Origin of the sequence: Streptomyces sp. Tue6028, assembly GCF_002300165.1 — a bacterium.
GTDB lineage: Bacteria > Actinomycetota > Actinomycetes > Streptomycetales > Streptomycetaceae > Streptomyces > Streptomyces siamensis.
This window is the reverse complement of sequence record NZ_MLCE01000014.1, coordinates 85,006-103,936: the sequence shown is the minus strand read 5'-3', so window position 1 is coordinate 103,936 and position 18,931 is coordinate 85,006. Positions and strand designations below refer to the sequence as shown.

Annotated in this window: 14 protein-coding genes and 1 pseudogene; 10 read left to right on the top strand and 5 right to left on the bottom strand. The window is 73.8% G+C overall.

What is annotated here, in order from left to right:
* Nucleotides 1–43: 43 nt before the first annotated feature.
* The 3 genes from BKI49_RS12885 to BKI49_RS12875 all read left to right on the top strand — a co-directional run bounded on the left by BKI49_RS12885 (nt 44) and on the right by BKI49_RS12875 (nt 2,934).
* Nucleotides 44–322: a hypothetical protein gene (locus BKI49_RS12885; protein ID WP_095934469.1), complete on the top strand. Its 279-nt coding sequence runs from the start codon at nt 44–46 to the stop codon at nt 320–322.
* Nucleotides 323–2,581, top strand: a complete 2,259-nt coding sequence (gene malQ / locus BKI49_RS12880; RefSeq protein ID WP_095934380.1) for a 4-alpha-glucanotransferase — start codon at nt 323–325, stop codon at nt 2,579–2,581. It begins immediately after the preceding gene.
* Nucleotides 2,582–2,694: 113 nt separating this feature from the next.
* Nucleotides 2,695–2,934 carry a hypothetical protein gene (locus BKI49_RS12875; protein WP_095934379.1) on the top strand — a complete coding sequence of 80 codons (240 nt, stop codon included), beginning with the start codon at nt 2,695–2,697 and terminating at the stop codon, nt 2,932–2,934.
* A gap of 259 nt (nt 2,935–3,193) precedes the next feature.
* Here BKI49_RS12875 and BKI49_RS12870 read toward each other — a convergent pair whose 3' ends face one another.
* Entirely contained in the window at nt 3,194–3,799 is a 606-nt protein-coding gene (locus BKI49_RS12870; RefSeq protein ID WP_095934378.1) for a TetR/AcrR family transcriptional regulator, read from the bottom strand.
* Nucleotides 3,800–3,978: 179 nt separating this feature from the next.
* Between BKI49_RS12870 and BKI49_RS12865 the strand changes: the two are divergent.
* Nucleotides 3,979–5,523: pseudogene (locus BKI49_RS12865) on the top strand (FAD-dependent monooxygenase); the annotation flags it as partial.
* A gap of 18 nt (nt 5,524–5,541) precedes the next feature.
* Here the strand turns inward: BKI49_RS12865 and BKI49_RS36150 are convergent.
* Nucleotides 5,542–6,126 carry a MarR family winged helix-turn-helix transcriptional regulator gene (locus tag BKI49_RS36150; RefSeq protein WP_095934377.1) on the bottom strand — a complete coding sequence of 195 codons (585 nt, stop codon included), beginning with the start codon at nt 6,124–6,126 and terminating at the stop codon, nt 5,542–5,544.
* Between the two features lie 196 nt (nt 6,127–6,322).
* Here BKI49_RS36150 and BKI49_RS12855 point away from each other — a divergent pair, with 196 nt between their 5' ends.
* The 5 genes from BKI49_RS12855 to BKI49_RS12835 all read left to right on the top strand — a co-directional run bounded on the left by BKI49_RS12855 (nt 6,323) and on the right by BKI49_RS12835 (nt 12,154).
* Complete coding sequence (locus BKI49_RS12855) at nt 6,323–7,282, top strand: EamA family transporter (RefSeq protein ID WP_095934376.1); 960 nt, start codon at nt 6,323–6,325, stop codon at nt 7,280–7,282.
* Nucleotides 7,283–7,569: 287 nt separating this feature from the next.
* A complete protein-coding gene (locus tag BKI49_RS12850) occupies nt 7,570–8,544 on the top strand; it encodes a DMT family transporter (RefSeq protein WP_095934468.1) in 975 nt (324 codons plus the stop codon).
* A 22-nt stretch (nt 8,545–8,566) separates the two neighbouring features.
* Entirely contained in the window at nt 8,567–9,481 is a 915-nt protein-coding gene (locus tag BKI49_RS12845) for a LysR substrate-binding domain-containing protein (RefSeq protein WP_095934375.1), read from the top strand.
* Nucleotides 9,482–10,077: 596 nt separating this feature from the next.
* Entirely contained in the window at nt 10,078–11,265 is a 1,188-nt protein-coding gene (locus tag BKI49_RS12840) for an RNA polymerase subunit sigma-70 (RefSeq protein ID WP_441350887.1), read from the top strand.
* Nucleotides 11,266–11,368: 103 nt separating this feature from the next.
* Nucleotides 11,369–12,154 (top strand): SDR family NAD(P)-dependent oxidoreductase, encoded by a 786-nt coding sequence (locus tag BKI49_RS12835; RefSeq protein ID WP_095934374.1) that lies wholly within the window; start codon nt 11,369–11,371, stop codon nt 12,152–12,154.
* Here BKI49_RS12835 and BKI49_RS12830 read toward each other — a convergent pair.
* Together BKI49_RS12830 and BKI49_RS12825 are read right to left on the bottom strand one after the other, a co-directional pair.
* Entirely contained in the window at nt 12,129–13,307 is a 1,179-nt protein-coding gene (locus tag BKI49_RS12830; protein WP_095934373.1) for a hypothetical protein, read from the bottom strand. The two genes, BKI49_RS12835 and BKI49_RS12830, sit on opposite strands and share 26 nt — an antisense overlap.
* On the bottom strand, nt 13,304–14,650 hold the full coding sequence (locus BKI49_RS12825; RefSeq protein WP_095934466.1) for a HesA/MoeB/ThiF family protein: 1,347 nt from the start codon (nt 14,648–14,650) through the stop codon (nt 13,304–13,306). Before BKI49_RS12825 ends, BKI49_RS12830 begins: the two co-directional genes overlap by 4 nt.
* Nucleotides 14,651–15,038: 388 nt before the next feature.
* On the opposite strand from BKI49_RS12825, the gene BKI49_RS12820 reads away from it, so the two are divergent.
* Entirely contained in the window at nt 15,039–16,304 is a 1,266-nt protein-coding gene (locus BKI49_RS12820) for a M14 family zinc carboxypeptidase (RefSeq protein ID WP_095934372.1), read from the top strand.
* Between the two features lie 33 nt (nt 16,305–16,337).
* Here BKI49_RS12820 and pepN read toward each other — a convergent pair whose 3' ends face one another.
* Nucleotides 16,338–18,917, bottom strand: a complete 2,580-nt coding sequence (gene pepN, locus BKI49_RS12815) for an aminopeptidase N (protein ID WP_095934371.1) — start codon at nt 18,915–18,917, stop codon at nt 16,338–16,340.
* Nucleotides 18,918–18,931: the final 14 nt, after the last annotated feature.

Below are 18,931 nucleotides of genomic sequence, written 5' to 3'. Positions count from 1 at the left end.
GCCCTGGGCCGCCGTACTCGACGTACTCGACAAGGAGGCCACCGTGGCCGCATCGGCACACCTTCTGCTCTCGGCCCTCTCCAAACGCGAGGCGGAGCTGTCCGCCGAGCCCGAAGGCGCCTACCTGTGCCTGCTCAGCGCCGAAGGCGCCTGCGCGGAGGCGCCGCTGACCAGCGAACCCCCGCTGCCCGACGCCGAACCGCTCACCAGCGAGCCGCCGCTCACCGACGCCGTGCCCCTGACGAGCGAACCCTCCCCCCAGCTCTCGGCCCTGCCCGACCAGGGGGCGCCCCCCTACCCCGGCGCCGTGTCGGAGGTCTAGATGCCACCTCGCCGGCCCGCCGATTTACCGCAGGCGCCGTCACCGACACCCCTGTCGCGGCTCGCCGACCTGCACGGCGTCGCCACGTCCTACGAGCCGTCCCCGGGCCGTACGGTCGCCGCGTCCGACACCGCGCTCGTCGCGGCCCTGGCGGCGCTCGGCGTCGACGCGGGTACCCCGGACGCCGTGCGCGCCGCCCTCGCGGCGCGGGAGGACGCGCTGAGGGGACGGCTGCTGCCGCCGACGGTGGTGTCCTGGGGCGAGAGCGCCCCCGCCGCGCTGGCCGCCCTGCCGGACGGAACCCGGCTCCGCATCGTGACCGAGCAGGGCGAGACCCGCGCCCGGCCCGAACAACTCCCGCCCGGCGTGCACGCCCTGCACGCCGCCGCGCCCGACGGCCGCACCGCCGACGTCCACCTCGTCGTCGCGCCCGCCCGGCTGCCCGCGCCGCCCGGACGCGCGTACGGGCTGCTCGTCCAGCTCTACTCCCTGCTGTCGCGCCGCTCCTGGGGCATGGGCGACCTCGGCGACCTCGGGGAGCTGACCGCCTGGGCGGGACGGGCACTCGGCGCCGGATTCGTCCAGGTCAACCCCCTGCACGCGGCCGTGCCCGGCACACCCACCGACCCGTCCCCCTACCGGCCCTCCTCCCGCCGCTTCCCCGACCCCGTGCACCTGCGCGTCGAGGACGTCCCCGAGTACGCGTACGCCGACGGCTGCGACCGATCGCTGCTGGAACGCGCCGAACGGCTCCGCGACTCCGTACTGACCAAAGGCGCCCTGATCGACCGCGACGCCGTCTGGGAGCTCAAGCGCGAGGCGCTCGAAGCCGTGCGCGCGGTGCCGCTCGGTCCCGGCCGGCAGGCCGCGTACGCCGACTTCCTCGCCGAGGAGGGCGAGGCCCTGGAGGACCACGCCACCTGGTGCGCGCTCGCCGAGCTGTACGGCTCCGACTGGCGGCGCTGGCCACCCGGCCTGCGCGACCCCCGCTCGTCCGAAACCGCCCGCGCCCGGGGCGAGTTGATGGACCGCGTCGACTTCCACAGCCGCCTCGCCTGGCTCACCGACGCCCAACTGGCCGCCGCTCAGCGGGCCGCGCGCGACGCGGGCATGGCGGTCGGCCTCGTGCACGACCTCGCCGTCGGCGTCCACCCCGACGGCGCCGACGCCTGGGCCCAGCAGGAGTACTTCGCCGCGGGCATGTCGGTCGGCGCGCCCCCGGACGCCTTCAACTCCCGCGGCCAGGACTGGGGTCTGCCACCCTGGCGCCCCGACCGGCTCGCCGCGTCCGGCTACGCCCCCTACCGCCGCCTCCTGCGTGCCTTGTTCCGGCACGCCGGCGCCCTGCGCATCGACCACGTCATGGGCCTGTTCCGGCTCTGGTGGATCCCGCAGGGACACCCGCCCACCGAGGGCACGTACATCCGTTACGACGCCGAGGCCATGCTCGCGATCCTCACCCTGGAGGCCTCCCGGGCCGGGGCGCTGGTGATCGGTGAGGACCTCGGCACCGTGGAGCCCGGTGTGCGCGAGACGCTCCAGTCGCGCGGGGTGCTCGGCACCTCGGTGCTGTGGTTCGAACGGGACTGGGACGGCGACGGACTCCCGCTTCCCCCCGAACGCTGGCGCGCCGACTGCCTGGCCACCGCGACCACGCACGACCTGCCGTCCACCGCCTCCCGGCTCACCGGCGACCACGTCGAACTCCGCGACCGGCTCGGCCTGTTGACCGGCTCCCTGGAGCAGGAACGGGCCGCGGCCGCCGCGGACACCGGGGAGTGGCTGGCGCTGCTCGCCCGGCTCGGGCTGCTGCGCGGCGCGAGCGGCGGGTGCGCGGCAGTGTCGGAGGAGGCCGAGATCCAGGCCGTGCACCGGTTCCTGCTGCGCACCCCGGCCCGGCTGGTCGGCGTCTGGCTCCCGGACGCCGTCGGCGACCGCCGTCCGCAGAACCTGCCCGGCACCTGGGACCAGTACCCCAACTGGCGCCTGCCCGTCGCCGACGCAGAGGGCCGGCCGGTGACCCTGGAGGACCTCGCCGCCTCGCCCCGGCTGCACGCCCTGATCGACGTGGTGCGGGGGCGCGCGGCGGGGGACCGGGTCGTGCGGGACGGCACGGGTGCGGCGGACGGTTCGGGCCCGCGGGACGGCGCTGGTGCGGGGGACGGCACGGGTGCGCGGGACGGCGCTGGTGCGGGGGGTGGCCGAGGAGCGGGGCCGGTTCCGGAGGCCGACGGAAAGACGGCCGGGACACCGGCCTGAGGGCGAGCAGGACGCGCGTCCCGGGCCCCGCGGAGGGGTGCCCTCCGGTCCCGGGGCCTCCGTACGGCACCCCCGGGCGCGCGGCTCATTCAGGTGTTCGCTACGTTTGCACCGTGGACAAGAAGAACGCCCTGCGCGCCGGCGCCCTGGCTGCCGGTACGACGCTGATGATGCTGCTCATGTCGTCCCCCGCGCTCGCGCTGACCCGCGACGACGGCGACGACCCCGGCACCGGCCTGAGCGTGATCGACACTCTGGGTCTGTACGTAGCTGCGCCGATCGTGCTGTTCCTGGTCATCGCCGGCCTCGTGATGGTTCTCGACAAGTCCGACAGGCCGCAGAAGCAGAGCTGACCCGGGTACACCGGTTTCTTCACTTCCGTCGAGGGAGTCCGCGCACGTGTCGCGCGGGCTCCCTCGACGTTTTTGTCCCGCGCCCGTGGCGCCTCTCGCGGTCGTGGCGCCTCCCGCGCCGGGGCCGTGGCGCCGCGCCCGCCCGCGTCCGTCCCGGTGGCACCGGGGCCGCCCGCCCCTGTAGCGCCGGGTCCGGGTTCGCCCGTGCCCGTGACGCCGGGTCCGCCCGTGGCGAGGGTGATCGGGTCGGGGTCGCGGCCTACGGATGCGGCGCCGTCAGATACCGCTGGACCGTCGGGCCCAGCCAGGCCACGATCTCCGGACGGCTCAGCGCGACGGCCGGGCCGATCCGCAGGACGTAGCGGGTGAGCGCGAGCCCGAGCAACTGCGAGGCGCACAGCGCGGCCCGTACCGGCGCCTGCTCGGGATCGGGGCAGGCACGCCGTGCGACCGGCGTGAGCTGGTCCTTGAAGATGCCCTGGAGGCGCTCGGCGCCCGCCTGATTGGTGACACCCACCCGGAGTATCGCGGTGAGGACTCCGTTCTCCTCCCACAGGTCGAGGAAGTGGCTCACCAGGACGCGGCCCACGTCCCGCGGATCGAGGCCCGCCGGATCCGGCAGCCGCAGGTCGACGTCGAGGACGGCGGCGAACAGCCCGTCCTTCGAGCCGTAGTAGCGCATGACCATCGAGGGGTCGATCCGGGCGTCCCTGGCGATGGCGCGGATGGTGGCGCGCTCGTAGCCGTCGGCGGCGAAGCGGGCGCGTGCCGCGTCGAGGATCGCGGTGCGGGTCGCGTCGGAGCGTCGGGGCGCGGGCGCGTCCGTCGCCGCCGACGTCGGTGCGGGGTGTTCCTTGAGTGCCATGCCAACGACCGTAGGCCAACACGTGTTGACAGTCCAGTGGGGTCGTCCTATGTTGGCAAACAAGCGTTGGCCAACAAGCGTTGGCAAGCGAGGCAGTGTGGATCGGCCGACAGGCGCTGCGGGTCAACCACGGTTGGCCCACCACCGTTGGCCCACAGGTGTTGGCATCGGAGGTCACCATGAAGGACCACACGCAGAGCGCACAGATCATGCGCGACGCGCATGACGAGCAGCCCGCCGAGCCCCGCACCACCGCCGCGGACGCCACCGCCCCTCGCCGCGCGGCGGCGCGCCCCACCGGCGCCCGCGGTGTCGTCGTCGTCGGTTCCGGCCCCACCGGGCTGCTGCTCGCCGGTGACCTCGCCACCGCCGGCGTTCCCGTCACCGTCGTCGAGAAGCGGCCGCACGGGATCAGCAACCTCTCCCGGGCCTTCGTCGTGCACGCCCGCACGCTGGAGCAGCTCGACGCCCGCGGCCTCGCCGACGACCTGGAGCGCGAGGGCCGACGGCTCGACCGTCTCCAGCTCTTCGGCGCGTTCTCCCTCTCGCTCGACACCCTCCCCTCCCGCTTCAACCACCTGCTCGTGATCCCGCAGTACGAGGTGGAGAAGGTGCTGGTGCGCAGGGCGGAGGACGCCGGGGTGCGGTTCCTGTACGAGACCGAGGTGACCGGTCTGGGCCAGGACGCGGACGGCGTGACGCTGACGGTCCGCCGCCCGGACGGCGCGGCGGCGGAGCTGACGGCGGCGTACGTCGTCGGGACCGACGGGATGCGCAGCGTGGTGCGGACGGCGGTCGGGCTGCCGTTCCCCGGCAGGTCGGTGATCCGGTCCGTGGTGCTCGCGGACGTCCGGCTCGACGAGGAACCGGAGTCGGTACTGACCGCCGCCGCGGTCGGGGACGCCTTCGCCTTCCTGGCTCCCTTCGGCGACGGCTACTACCGGGTGATCGGCTGGCACCGCGGTCGGAACGTCCGCGACGACGAGCCGCTCGATCTCGACGAGGTCAAGGAGATCACCCGGCTCGCCCTCGGTCGCGACTACGGCATGCGGGACGCCCGCTGGATGTCACGCTTCCACAGCGACGAACGCCAGGCGCCCGCCTACCGGGTGGGCCGTGTCTTCCTCGCCGGAGACGCCGCGCACGTGCACACCCCGGCCGGCGGCCAGGGCATGAACACCGGGCTCCAGGACGCGGCGAACCTCGGCTGGAAGCTCGCCGCCGTCCTCGGCGGGCACGTGGACGCGGCTCTGTTGGACACCTACCAGGCGGAGCGCCACCCGGTCGGCCGGGCCGTGCTGCGCAGCAGCGGCGGCATCGTCCGGCTCGCGATGGCCAAGTACCCCTGGACGCTGGCGCTGCGCACCGGGCTCGGCGCGTTCCTGAGCCATGTCGGACCGGCCCGGCGCAGGGTGCTCGGCCGGATCACGGGCATCGGTTACGCGTACGGCGCGCCGCACGGCTCCCACCCGCTGGTCGGCCGGCGCATCGCGGACGTCGCGCTGAGGAGCGGCCGGCTCTACGAGGCGCTTCGCGGCGGCCGGTTCGTCCTGATCGCCCCGCGGCCCCACGCCGCGCAAGGCCGCGCGGACCGCCTCGCCGTGGAGCGATGGGCGGACGGCAGGAGTACGACGGTGCTGGTGCGGCCCGACGGATACGTGGCCTGGGCCGCGGAGTCCCCGGACGCGGCGGCGGTCGAGGCGGCGCTCACCACCGCGCTGGGCGCGCCGGACGACCGCCGCCTAGGCGGCGGTGCTGGTCAGCAGTCGGCGCAGCAGCTCGGCGAGTTGGGCGACCCGGGCCCCATCGAGGCCGGCGAGCGCGTCGGTCTGGACGGCGAGCCCCGCCCCGACGGCCTCGTCGATCAGGCGCAGTCCGTCGTCGGTGAGCGTGACCTGGAGTCCGCGCCGGTCGTGCGGATCGGGTGACCGGCGCAGCAGTCCGGCGCGCTCCAGCTTGTCCAGGCGTCCGGTCATCCCGCCGGTGGTGAGCATGAGCGTCGCCGAGAGCTGCCGCGGGGAGAGGGTGTACGGAGCGTCGGAGCGGCGGAGCGTGGCGAGCACGTCGAACTCGCCCCGGGAGATCCCGAAACGCGTGTAGGCCTTCTCCATCTGGTCGCCCATCGCCCGCGAGAGGCGGAAGATCCGCCCGAAGACCTCCATCGCGGTGGTGTCGAGGTCCGGCCGCACGGCGGCCCACTGCTCGATGATCGCGTCGACGGCGTCCTTGTCGGCCGGGACCTCGGTCGGGTCCTCGACCGGGCTCTTCGTGGAGGCCTCGGCAGAGTCGTCGACGGGGTTCTCGACGGGGTCCTTGGGGGTGTTCATGCGGGTGAGTATCCGCCGAGGCCGGATCGGTCGCAAGAAAGTAGCTCACAGGAAAGTGGATGGGTGCCGAGTAGATCAGCAGAAAGCGGCTTGACGATAAGTAGCTTGCGACTAAGCTAATTAGTGTCGAGCCGCTCGCGGCCGACGTGCTTCTCCAGGCCCAGTTCTCGCCGGTCTACTGGAAATCGGGTGTCCCATGGCCATGAACCGCCCCGCCCTCATAGCGCTCACCGCGCTCGCCCCCGTGTCCTGGGGCAGCACGTACGCCGTCACGACCGAGCTGCTGCCGGCCGACCGCCCCCTGTTCACGGCGATGATGCGCGCCCTGCCCGCCGGACTGCTCCTCCTCGCCCTCGCGCGGGTGCTGCCGCGCGGCATCTGGTGGGGCAAGGCGGCGGTGCTGGGCGCCCTGAACATCGGCGCCTTCTTCCCGCTGCTGTTCCTGTCCGCGTACCGGCTGCCCGGCGGCATGGCCGCGGTGGTCGGCTCCGTCGGCCCGCTGTTCGTCGCCGGGCTCTCGGTGCTGCTGCTCGGTGACCGGCCGACCCTCCGCACGCTCCTCACCGGTGTCGCCGCGGCCCTCGGGGTCAGCCTGGTCGTGCTGAAGGCCGCCGGGGCCCTCGACGCGGTGGGTGTGCTCGCCGCGCTCGCCTCGACCGCGTCGATGTCCACGGGCACCGTCCTCACCAAGCGCTGGGGACGCCCCGACGGGGTCGGGCCGCTGGCGCTCACCGCCTGGCAGTTGACGGCCGGCGGACTGCTGATCGCGCCGCTCGCACTCGTGGTCGAGGGTGCGCCGCCCGCGCTGGACGGCCGCGCGGTCGGCGGCTACCTGTACCTGGCGCTGGCGAACACGGCCCTCGCCTACTGGCTCTGGTTCCGCGGCATCGGGCGGCTCTCCGCCACCCAGGTCACCTTCCTCGGACCGCTCTCGCCGCTGACCGCGGCGGTGATCGGCTGGGCGGCGCTGGGACAGGAGCTGACTCCGGTGCAACTGGCGGGCATGGGGATCGCGTTCGGGGCGACCGTCCTCGGTCAGCTCCGGCCCCGCGCGGTGGCGGTCAGGACCGTCTCCGGGTCCGGATCTTTCAGTTCTGCTGAAGGGAATGCTCGAAAAGATTCGATGGACGTGACGGGTTCCGCCTTGCGACGGTAGCCGGGCAACCCACCCGACCACCGGAGAGGCGAGGGATACACGTGACAGTCCTGGACCGGACGCGAACGCAGGGCGTGCCCGCAGGGGCCGCCGGGTCCGCCGAGACGACCGAGCCCATCGAGAACGCCGGGCCCGCCGAGACCATCGAGTCCGCCGACAGCGCCGACAGCGCCGACAGCGCCGAGCCCGCCAAGACCATCGAGTCCGCCGACAGCGCCGAGCCCGCCAGGGCCACCGAGCCCGAGAAATGCACCGAGACCGTCGCCCCGCTGGAGTCCATCGAGTCCATCGAGTCCGTCGAGTCCGTCGAGTCCGTCGAGCCGTCCGGGGCCGCCGAGCCGTCCCGGGCCGCTCGGCCGGGCAGGGCCGGAGCGGGCGCGCGGAAGGGTTCGGTCGGACTCGGTCTCGCCCTCGCCGCCGTCGCCACCGTCGTCTGGTCCGGCAGCTTCGTCGCGTCGCGCGCCCTGCACGACAGCGTGCCGCCCGTCCAGCAGGCGTTCTGGCGCTGGGTCGTCGCCCTCGCGGTGGTCGCCCCGTTCGCGGCGCGGGAGACCTGGCGGCAGCGGTCGCTGATCCGCGGACACCTCGGTCACCTGTTGCTCGCGGCGCTCCTCGGCGTCACCGTCTACAACACCCTGGTCAACCAGGCGGGCGTCACCACGTCCGCCGGCACCATGGGCATGATCATGGCCGCGTCGCCGGTCCTGATGGCGGTGTACGAACGGCTCGGCGGCGTACGCCTCGGCGCGCGCCGGGTCACCGGCATGCTGATCGCCTGCGCGGGCGTCCTCCTCCTGGTGGGCGGTGGCCCCGCGGCGTCGACGGACTTCACGGCGGGCGACCTCTGGATGATCGCGGCGGCGACGTGCTTCGCCTCGTACAGCGCGCTGCTGCGCCGCCGGCCCGTCGAACTCACCGGTCCCGTCTTCCTGCTCACCACCTTCACGCTGGGCACGGCGATGCTGCTGCCGGTGTTCGTGCTGAGCGTGGCCGTCCAAGGGGCCTTCACCCCGGCCCCCGCGACGGTCGGCCCGCTCCTCTACGTCGGGGTCGCCTCCTCCGCGATCGCCTTCTTCACCTGGAACAAGGCGATCTCGCTCATCGGCGCGGCCCGCGCCGGAACGGTCTACTACCTCCAGCCGGTCTGCGTGACCGTCCTGTCCTACGCGCTCCTCGGCGAACGCACCACGGCCGGGCAACTGCTGTGCATGGCACTGATCCTGGGCGGAGTCGTCCTGGGCACCGCCTCCCGGGCCCGCTGAACTCCCGGGATAGGTTGCCGCCATGGCCGAGTACGACAAGTGGGACATCCGGAAGCTGGAGATCCTGCGGACGCTGCGCGAGCGCGAAACCGTCACCGCGACCGCCCGGGCCCTGCTGATGACCCCCTCGGCCGTCTCGCAGCAGCTGACCAACCTCGCGAAGCAGCTCGGTGTGCCCCTGCTGGAGGCGCAGGGCAGACGGGTGCGGCTGACCGACGCGGCGGAACTCGTGCTGCGGCACGCCGAGGCCGTCTTCGAGCAACTGGAGCGCGCCGACGCCGAGTTGTCCGCGTACGCGCACGGCGAGGTCGGGCAGGTGCGGGTCGGGGCCTTCTCCACGGCCGTGCCCGCGCTCGTCGTCCCCGCCGTACGGGCGCTGCGGTCGGCGCGGCCCGGGATCGCCGTGCAGGTGCGGGAGGCCGAGGCGGCGGAGGCGTACGAGCTGCTCGGCGCCGGGGCGGTGGACCTCGCCCTGTCCCTGGCCGCGCAGGCCCCGACGGCGACGGACGCCCGCTTCACCCGGGTGCCGCTGCTCGCCGACCCGCTCGACCTGGCGCTGCCGCACGGCCACCCGCTCGCCACCGCGCCGGAGGTGCGGCTCGCCGACTTCGCCGCCGAGCCGTGGATCTTCGGCGGGAGCGGCCCGTGGTCGGACATCACGCGCAGCGCGTGCGAGGCGGCCGGGTTCAGCCCGCACCAGGGCCACTCGGCGGCCGGGTGGACCGCGATCCTCGCGATGGTCGAGGCGGGGATGGGGGTGGCGCTGGTGCCGCGGATGGCCGCGGCGCGGCGGGAGGGGGTGGTGATGCGGGAGCTCGCGGGCGAGCGACCGCATCGGCACGTGGTCGCGGCGGTGCGCCGCGGCGCGGAGGAGGGGGCCGCGGTGGGGTTCGTGCTGGGAGCGCTGCGGGAGGCGGCCCGGGGGTCGGACCGGTAGCCGCCAGTCCCGAGTACCGGTCGTTCGGGGGCGGGAGACGCCAGGAGACGTATAACGTCACGTCGTCCCTGTGTGACGCAATCGCCGGAGGCCCCATGGACGTCGACGCCGTGTGCCGCAGCTGCGGGAAGCCGCTGCCCGGCCGGTCGGGGCGCAAGGGCCGGAGCTCGGTGTACTGTTCCGCCGCCTGCCGGCAGAAGGCCTACCGGGACCGGCGGACCGAGCCCGTGGACACCGTGCGCGGACTGATCGAGGAGGTGGCCCGGCAGGTCGACGCGCTGGTCCCGCAGCCGCCGTCGGTCTTCTACTCCGGTGTGACGGAACTGTCCTCGTCCGTGGGCCGGCTGCGACGCGTCGCCCGCGTCGCACGGGACACCGCACACCGGGACCGGGAAGCCCGGGAAGCCCGGGAAGCCCGTGAAGCCCGGGAGGATCAGGGAGGCCGGCCGGACCGCGAGGCCGGCGCGGTCCGCAAGGCTGGCGCGGTCCGCAAGGCCGGCGAGGACCACAAGGCCCGCGAGGACCACAAGGCCCGCGAGGCCCCCGAAGCCGGGCCGGATTCCGTAACGAGGGGCGCCGTTACGGAATCTCCGGCCGTGCGGGCGGCCGCGGCGGACCCCGGCGCCACGGTGACCGGCGCCCCGGAGGCCGGGCACGGGGGAACGGTTGCGGCGGATCCCGGCGTCACGGGGGCCGGGCACGGGGGAACGGTCGCGGCGGAGCCCCGCGCCCCGGAGGCCGAGTACGGCGCGCCAGTCCCGGCGAACCCCGCCCCCGCGCAGGCCGGACACGGTGAAGCCCCCCTCGCAGAGGGCGACTTCGCCGCCCTGGTCGAGTCGTACCGCCGCGAGCTGCGCGTGCACTGCTACCGGATGTCGGGCTCGTACGACGACGCGGAGGACCTCGTGCAGGAGACGTTCCTGCGGGCCTGGCGGGCGCGGGACGGTTTCGCCGGCCGGGCGAGCCTGCGGACCTGGCTGTACCGGATCGCGACCAACGCCTGTCTCGACTTCCAGCGGCGTACCGCACGCCGCCCGCAGCGCTACGAACCGCTGCCCGGCATGAACCACGGGGATGCCGAGCCGCCCGCCCGCGTCACCTGGCTCCAGCCGTACCCCGACGAGGACCTGCCCTCCGCGGAGGAGCAGCCGGACGCCCGTGCCGTCTCCCGGGAGACCCTGGAGCTCGTCTTCCTCGCCGCCGTCCAGCACCTGCCGCCCCGCCAGCGCGCCGTCCTCGTCCTGCGCGACGTGCTGGGGCTCGCCGCTGCGGAGACCGCCGAGGCCCTGGAGATGACGGTGGCCTCCGTCAACAGCGCCCTGCAACGCGCCCGGCCCACGCTGCGCGACCACCTGCCGCGCCGCCGCGCCGACTGGACCGCCGGGGTGGACGCCGGTGAACGCGAGGTCCTGCGGCGCTACATGGCCGCCGCGGAACGCCTCGACCTCGACGAGATCGCCACCCTGCTCAGCGAGGACATCACGCTCACCATGCCGCCGAACCCCTTCTGGTTCGTCGGCCGCGAGGCGCTCACCGAGTTCCTGCGCCCGAGCCTCGATCCGGCCTCGCCGATGTTCCTCGGGGACTGGCGCCATCTCCCCGCACGCGCCAACGGGCAGCTCGCGGCCGGGGGTTACGTCAGGCGCCCCGGGACGACCGTGTACCGGGCGCAGGTCCTCGACGTGCTGCGCATCGAGGGCGACCGCATCGTGGAGATCACCTCCTTCGAACCGCACCTCTTCCCGGCGTTCGGTCTGCCGTTGCGGCTCCCCGCCGACCGGTGAGGGCCGGGGGAACGACCCGCGACCGATGAGTGACCGGAGGTTCGTACGTCTCCATGACCGACACGTACGAACGGTTCGTGCGACCTGCCTTCAGGAGATCATCATGCTGCTCACCGACAAGACCGCGATCGTCTACGGCGCCGGCGGAAGCATCGGCGGCGCCGTCGCCCGTGCCTTCGCCCGCGAGGGCGCCCGCGTGCACCTCGTGGGCCGGACGGCGGCCACGCTCGACGCGGTGGCCGAGGACATCGCTGCGGCCGGCGGCCGGGCCGAGACGGCGGTGCTGGACGCCCTGGACGAGGCGGCGGTCGAGGCGCACGCGGCGTCCGTGGCCGCCGACGGCGGAATCGACGTCTCCTTCAACCTGGTCACGCGCGGCGACGTGCAGGGCATGTCCCTCCTCGACATGCCCGTCGACGACTTCGTGGCGCCCGTCGTGACCGGCATCCGCGCCAACTTCGTCACCGCCCGCGCCGCGGCCCGGCACATGGCCGAGCGCGGCTCCGGCGTGATCCTCACCCTCAACAGCGGTTCCGCGCACGGCAGTCCGATGATGGGTGGCACCGGGCCCGCGGACGCGGCGATCGACACGCTGGTACGGAACCTGGCGGTGGAGCTCGGCCCGCGCGGACTGCGCGCCGTGGGCCTGTGGGCGGCCGGTGTGCCCGAGACGCTGACCAAGGAGAAGCTCGCCGCGGTCGACAGCGGCATGGACCTCGACGAGAACGCCGTCCAGGGACTGCTGGCCCACCTGGCGGGCATGCGGATGACCCGCCGCAACCCGACGCTGCCCGAGATCGCGGCCACCGCAGCCTTCCTCGCCTCCGACCACGCCGGCGGCATCACCGGCACGTTCGTCAACGTCACCGGGGGGATGTTCCCCGGCTGATCCTGCGCTCGCGGCGCCCGCGCCACCATGTGCGGGCCCAGAGCAGATGGATGCCGCCCAGCGCGACGACGACCGCGGCGGCGTCGAGGTTCCGCGCCACCGGCTCCCCGGGGCCCAGTCGGGTCACCGCACGCGCGAACAGCGTGATGTCCGCGGGCAGGGTGACGGTCGCGAGGAACGCGAGACACAGTGTGGTGCCGACGACGAGCACCACGCTGTACGCGCGCACGGCCCGCCGCTCGTGCCGCGGGAGCCCGAGACTGGGGTCGGACTCCCCGGTGCGGCGCAGCAGCCGCCGTGCCGCGTACTTCGTGTACGCCACCCCGTCCCCGTACAGGTCACGGCAGCGCGTCACGTCCTGGAGCACGAAGTAGAGGTCCGTGCGCATGAAGACCATCAGCTGGAAGGGGAGCGGCAGCAGGGCCAGCAGAGCCACGGCGGCGAGGACCCGCCGGGCCGTGCCGTCGGCGGCCCCCGCTCCCAGCGCGGCGAGGCAGGACACCGCCAGATTGGTCGCGATCCCGGCGAGGTAGGCGGTCAGCCGGTGGCGGCGCGGGGCGAGTTCGATGCCGCTGATGTCCGTCTGCATGACCAGGAACTGGAGCCGCGTGCCCAGCCGCATCCGGCCCGGAACGCCGGTGGCGCGCGCGGTCAGCAGGTGCGCGCACTCGTGCAGGAACAGCAGGCTCCAGCCCACGCCCGCGCCGAGCGCGATGACCGCGCTGCCGTGCGGGCTCCACAGCAGGGTCCGGTAGCTCAGCGGGACCGGCGGGCGGGTGAGCAGGGTCACCGCGATCAGCAGGCCGACGAGGGCGGGCACGACGGGGCTCAGCGCCCAGCGCACGTGCCGCGGCCGTATCCCGGCGAGCGTCGCCCTCGGCGGGGCGGGCTGCGGTACGGCCCGGCCGTCCATCTCGGCGACGAACCCCAGCCCCAGCAGGGCCTCCACGAAGTCCGGTACGTCGATCTCGTCGCCGGTCTCCACCCGCAGCCGTTCCCCGACCTCGGCGGCGCTCAGCCCCTGCGCGAGCAGGTCCAGCGCCTGCTTGCCGACCTCGGGCAGCGCGACGAACCGGCCCGTGGCCATCCGTCCGACGATCCATTCCTCGCCGTCGGGACGGGAGTCCAGCGCGTGCAGGCGGACGTGGGTCACTCGGCCACCCCGCCCGCCCGGTCGCCGCAGGCCGCGCAGTCGAGGTGCCGTGGGGTGCGCTGAAGGACCGGGTCGCCCAGCAGCATCAGGTTGATCCCGAAGCGGAAGCCGGGTTCGAGGGCCGGGACCCCGGTCAGCAGAGCGAGGGCCGCATGCGCGAGCAGGCCCCCGGAGAGTCCGGCGGTGACGGCGCTCGCGGGGTTCCACGGCATGCGCGGGGAGGCGACCTCCGGGTCCTGGCCGGGCGCGAGGCGCAGATCGCGGCGGGCCGCCTCGCCGGCGCGCAGGCACTCCCAGCAGGCGCCCCGGCCGGGTACGTACACACCCGCCGTCACCAGTGGGCCGCGGTAGCCGGCGTCGGCCCACGGCAGGCCCGCGGCCAGACAGACCCGGTTCGCCCAGCGACGGATGTCGTCGGGCCGGTCGGCGGCGAGGACGAGCAGGTCGTAGGCGGACGAGCGAGGCCCGTCGCCTGGCACCGCGGCGGGCGGGTCCGGCCGGCGCGCGTCGTCCGGCAGCCCCGCGGCGGGTCCGGACGGGTCCGGGTCCCGGGCGCCGGACACGGAGTGCGGGACGAGGTCGCCGGAGTCCAAGTCCCCTGGGCCTGCCGCGAAGTGCGGGTCCAGGCCGTCGGGGTCCGGGTCCGGCGCGCCGGACGGGGAGTGCGGGACGAGGATGTCGGAGTCCACGTCCCGGGGGCCGGCCACGAGGTCCGCCAGGTCCGCCGGGCCCCGGACCTCGCGGCGCTCCCCGGTCACGGTGACGTCCGAGTTGACGGCCCGCAGCGCGGCCACCGCCGCCTCCGCCTTGGGGCGGCCGATGTCGGACTCGCGGAACAGGGGCTGGCGGTTGAGGTTCGACAGCTCCACGACGTCCGGGTCCACGCAGTGCACCCGGCCGACGCCGGAGGAGACCAGGCTCTGCGCGGCGTGACCGCCCGTGCCGCCGACGCCGATCAGCAGGACACGGGCCCGGCGCAGCCGCAGCTGGGCGTCCCACGGGTTGCTGCGCGGGGCCAGATCCATCCAGCGCAGCAGCGGCACCCCGCGGCTGTAGCGGACCCGTTCCCGCTCGGGCAGCGGCACGGCCGCGCCCGCGTCGTCCACGAACCCGGCGGCGAGCAGGTCCGCCATCGCCTGGCGGGCGTCCTCGCCGGGGAGGTCCGGGTGCGCCCGCACCACCTCGTCGACCACCGCGGCCGGCCCTCGTGTCCCGTCCATCGCCTCCACCAGCGTCCAGACCCAGCCCTGCGGGTCGGCGATCTCCGCGCCGATGCCGTGAATGACACTGCCGATGCGGACGTTGCCGTCGACCGTGCGATAGGCGCGGTGCTCGGGCTTGATACGGGGCCGCCGGAGTGCTTCGACCGTCACTGTCACCAGGATCCCTCCCGTTTACAGGCACATGCCTTGACACTCTGATCCCACGAGTCGAGCCTTGACAAGAGTGGTCGACCATGACGTCGGAGAGCTCAACCCCACAACAGAGGTGAGGAGTTGACGTGCCCACCAAGATCGTGATCCGCCCGCTGGACAAGAAGGAGACCACGGGCGACAGCAGCGGAGGCAACGGCGGCTGAGTGCCCCCGCCGCTCGGACAACACCCTTCAGCACGCCCCAGGTTGTGAACGGAGAGGAGTCGGCATGCCTACCAAGATCGTGATTCGCCCGCTGGACAAGAAGGAGACCACTGGGGACAGTAACTCCCAGGGCGCCTGATCGGAGGACCAGCGTGCGGACACCGCTCCATCCGGTCTATCCGGCCGTCGACGAACTGGAGCGGCGGGCCCGCGCGCTGGTCGCCGCGGCACCGCGGGTGCTGCGGCTGCGCCCGGCAGGCGAGAGCCGTGCCGGGCACCCGCTGTGGCTGCTGTCCGCCGGACACGGGGACCGGCAGATCCTCACCGTCGCCGGCGCGCACGCCAACGAACCGGTGGGCGGCACCTCCGTGCTCCGCCTCGCCGCGCTGTTCGCCCACCGGCCCGAGGTGCTCGAACGCCTCGGCTGCACCTGGCACTTCCTGCTCTGCCTCGACCCGGACGGCGCGCGACTCGCGCACGGCTGGACGCCCGAGGAGCCGCAACCCTCCCTGGAGGAGTGCCATCGCGCCTTCTACCGGCCGGCGTTCGCCCGCCAGCCGGAGTCGCTGCCCGGGCCCGACGAGCCCCGCGCACCGCTCCCGGAGTCGAGGGCGCTCGTCGGGCTGCTCGACGAACTGCGGCCCGTCGCACAGTTCACGCTGCACGGCATCGAGGTCGGGGCGGCCTTCATGATGGCGACGCGGGAGGTGCCCGGCGCGGCCGACGCCTTCCGGAGGACGGCCGCCCGCCTGCGGATCCCCCTCGACCGGCACCCCTGCGACGGCCCCGACTGGCGGCTGGACGCGCCCGGCGTCCTGCTGCTGCCCGACGACCGTGGCGGCGGCGAACGGGACCCGAGCGGTTTCGTCGCCGAGAGCACCTGGCTCTACCCCCGCCGCTACGGCACCCTCACCGTCCTGGTCGAGACCCCCGCCTGGTGCGTGCCGGCGATGAGCGACGCACGCCCCGCCGGCGCCCCGGAACGGGAGATCGCGCGCGTCGGCGACGTCCTGCTGGGACACACCCGGGAACTCGTGGAGGCGCTCGGCGACCGGACGGCCGCCGACGTCCCCGACGACCTGATGCCGCTCTACGACGCGGCATGCGAACTCGTCGAGGTGGCGCCGTCGATCGTGCGGACCTGGGCCGCGGAGGAGCCGAGCCCCTACCAGGGACACTTCGCGACCCTCGGGATCTCCGCGCGCCGCATCCCGCTGCGCGCGGCGGCCATGATGCGCCGGGCCCTCGCCCGCACCCGGCCCGACACGGCCGCCGTCCTCGCGGACCTCGTGCGCGAGTGGTGCCAGGAACTGCAGAAGTCGTACGACCTGCGGTGGGTGCCGGTGTCCGCGCAGACCGGACTGCATGTGCGGACCATGCTCGACACGGCCCGTCTGGTGTGCGCGGCGGGCGGGTGACCGGCCCGGTCACCCGCCCGCCGTCGCCCGCCGCTAGGCGGTCGCGGCCTGCGCGTCGGCCCGCTGAGCCTTCAGGGCCCGCTCGACGCCCGAGCGGGACTCCGAGACCAGGCGCCGCAGGGCCGCGTTGGGCTCGGCGGCGGCCAGCCACGCGTCCGTCTTGGCGAGGGTGTCCTCGAAGACCTGCACGGACGGGTAGAGACCGACGGCGATCTGCTGCGCCATCTCGTGCGACCGGGCGTCCCAGACGTCCTTCACCACGGCGAAGAACCGGTCCGTGTAGGGCGCCAGCAGCTCACGCTGGTCGGTCTGCACGAAGCCCGCGATGACCGCCTCCTGCACGGCGTTCGGGAGCTTGTCCGACTCGACGACCGAGGCCCACGCCTCCGCCTTGGCCTCCTCGGTGGGACGGGCCGCACGGGCCGTGGCCGCGTGCCGCTCGCCGGCCGCCGTCTTGTCGCGCTCGTACTCGGCGGCGATCTCCGCCTCGTCGAAGCGCCCGACGGCCGCCAGCCGTTCCACGAACGCCCAGCGCAGCTCGGTGTCGACGGCGAGACCCTCGATGCTCTCGCGGCCTTCGAGCAGCGCCTCCAGGAGGTCCAGCTGCTCCGGTGTACGGGCGGTCGCCGCGAAGGCACGCGCCCAGGCCAGCTGGTGGTCGCCGCCCGGCTCGGCCGCGCGCAGGTGGGCGAGCGTCGCGTCGGTCCAGCGGGTCAGCAGGGCCTCGCGGGCCGACGGGTCGGCGTACAGCTCGATCGCCAGCTTCACCTGGCGGTGCAGGGACTGCACCACGCCGATGTCGGACTCCTTGCCGATGCCGGACAGCACCAGGGACAGGTAGTCGCGGGTCGCGAGCTCCGCGTCACGCGTCATGTCCCAGGCGGACGCCCAGCACAGGGCGCGCGGCAGGGAGGCCTCGAAGTCGCCGAGGTGCTCGGTGACGAAGGCCAGCGAGGCCTCGTCCAGACGCACCTTGGCGTACGACAGGTCGTCGTCGTTGAGCAGGACGACGGCCGGGCGGGCCTTGCCGACGAGCTGCGGCACGGCGGTCAGTTCGCCGTCCACGTCCAGTTCGACGCGCTCGCCGCGGACCAGCTTGCCGCTGTCCGCGTCCAGGTCGTACAGGCCCACCGCGATGCGGTGCGGGCGCAGCGTCGGCTCGCCCTTCGCGCCGGCGGGCAGCGCCGGGGCCTCCTGACGGATCGCGAAGGACGTGATGACACCGTCCGCGTCCGTCTCGATCTCCGGGCGCAGGATGTTGATGCCCGCGGTCTGGAGCCACTTCTGCGACCAGGTCTTCAGGTCGCGTCCGGAGGTCTCCTCCAGGGCGCCCAGCAGGTCGGACAGACGCGTGTTGCCGAACGCGTGCGCCTTGAAGTAGGCCTGCACCCCGCGGAAGAACTCGTCCATGCCGACGTACGCGACGAGCTGCTTCAGGACGCTGGCGCCCTTGGCGTAGGTGATGCCGTCGAAGTTGACGAGGACGTCGTCCAGGTCGCGGATCTCGGCCATGATCGGGTGGGTCGACGGGAGCTGGTCCTGCCGGTACGCCCACGTCTTCATGGAGTTGGCGAACGTGGTCCACGAGTGCGGCCAGCGGCTGTCCGGCGCGTACGCCTGACAGGCGATGGAGGTGTAGGTGGCGAAGGACTCGTTCAGCCAGAGGTCGTTCCACCACTCCATGGTCACGAGGTCGCCGAACCACATGTGGGCCAGCTCGTGCAGGATGGTCTCGGCACGCACCTCGTACGCGGCGTCCGTCACCTTGGACCGGAAGACGTACTGGTCCCGGATGGTCACGGCACCGGCGTTCTCCATGGCGCCCGCGTTGAACTCGGGCACGAACAGCTGGTCGTACTTCTTGAACGGGTACGCGTAGTCGAACTTCTCCTGGAACCAGTCGAAGCCCTGCCGGGTGACCTCGAAGATCGCGTCCGAGTCGAGGAACTCGGCGAGCGAGGGGCGGCAGTAGATGCCGAGCGGGACGGACTGCCCGTCCTTCTCGTACACGCTGTGCACCGAGTGGTACGGGCCCACGATCAGCGCGGTGATGTACGTCGAGATCCGCGGCGTCGGCTCGAACGCCCAGACGTCGTCCTTGGGCTCCGGCGTCGGCGAGTTGGAGATGACGGTCCAGCCCGTGGGCGCCTTCACGGTGAACTGGAAGGTGGCCTTCAGGTCGGGCTGCTCGAAGGAGGCGAACACGCGCCGGGCGTCCGGGACCTCGAACTGGGTGTACAGGTAGGCCTGCTCGTCGACCGGGTCGACGAACCGGTGCAGACCCTCGCCGGTGTTGGTGTACGCGCAGTCGGCGACCACGCGGAGCACGTTGCGGCCCTCCAGCAGGTTGGGCAGCGCGATCCGCGAGTCGGCGAAGACCTCGGCCGGGTCGAGCGCGTCCCCGTTCAGGGTGACCTCGTGGACGGTCGGGGCCACCAGGTCGATGAAGGACTCCGCGCCGGTCTCGGCGGAGTCGAAGCGCACCGTGGTCACGGACCTGTAGGTGCCGCCCTCCTGCGCGCCGGAGAGGTCGAGATCGACCTCGTACGAGTCAACGGTGAGCAGCTTCGCGCGCTGCTGCGCCTCTTCGCGGGTCAGGTTTGTGCCAGGCACGCGGTCATCTCCTC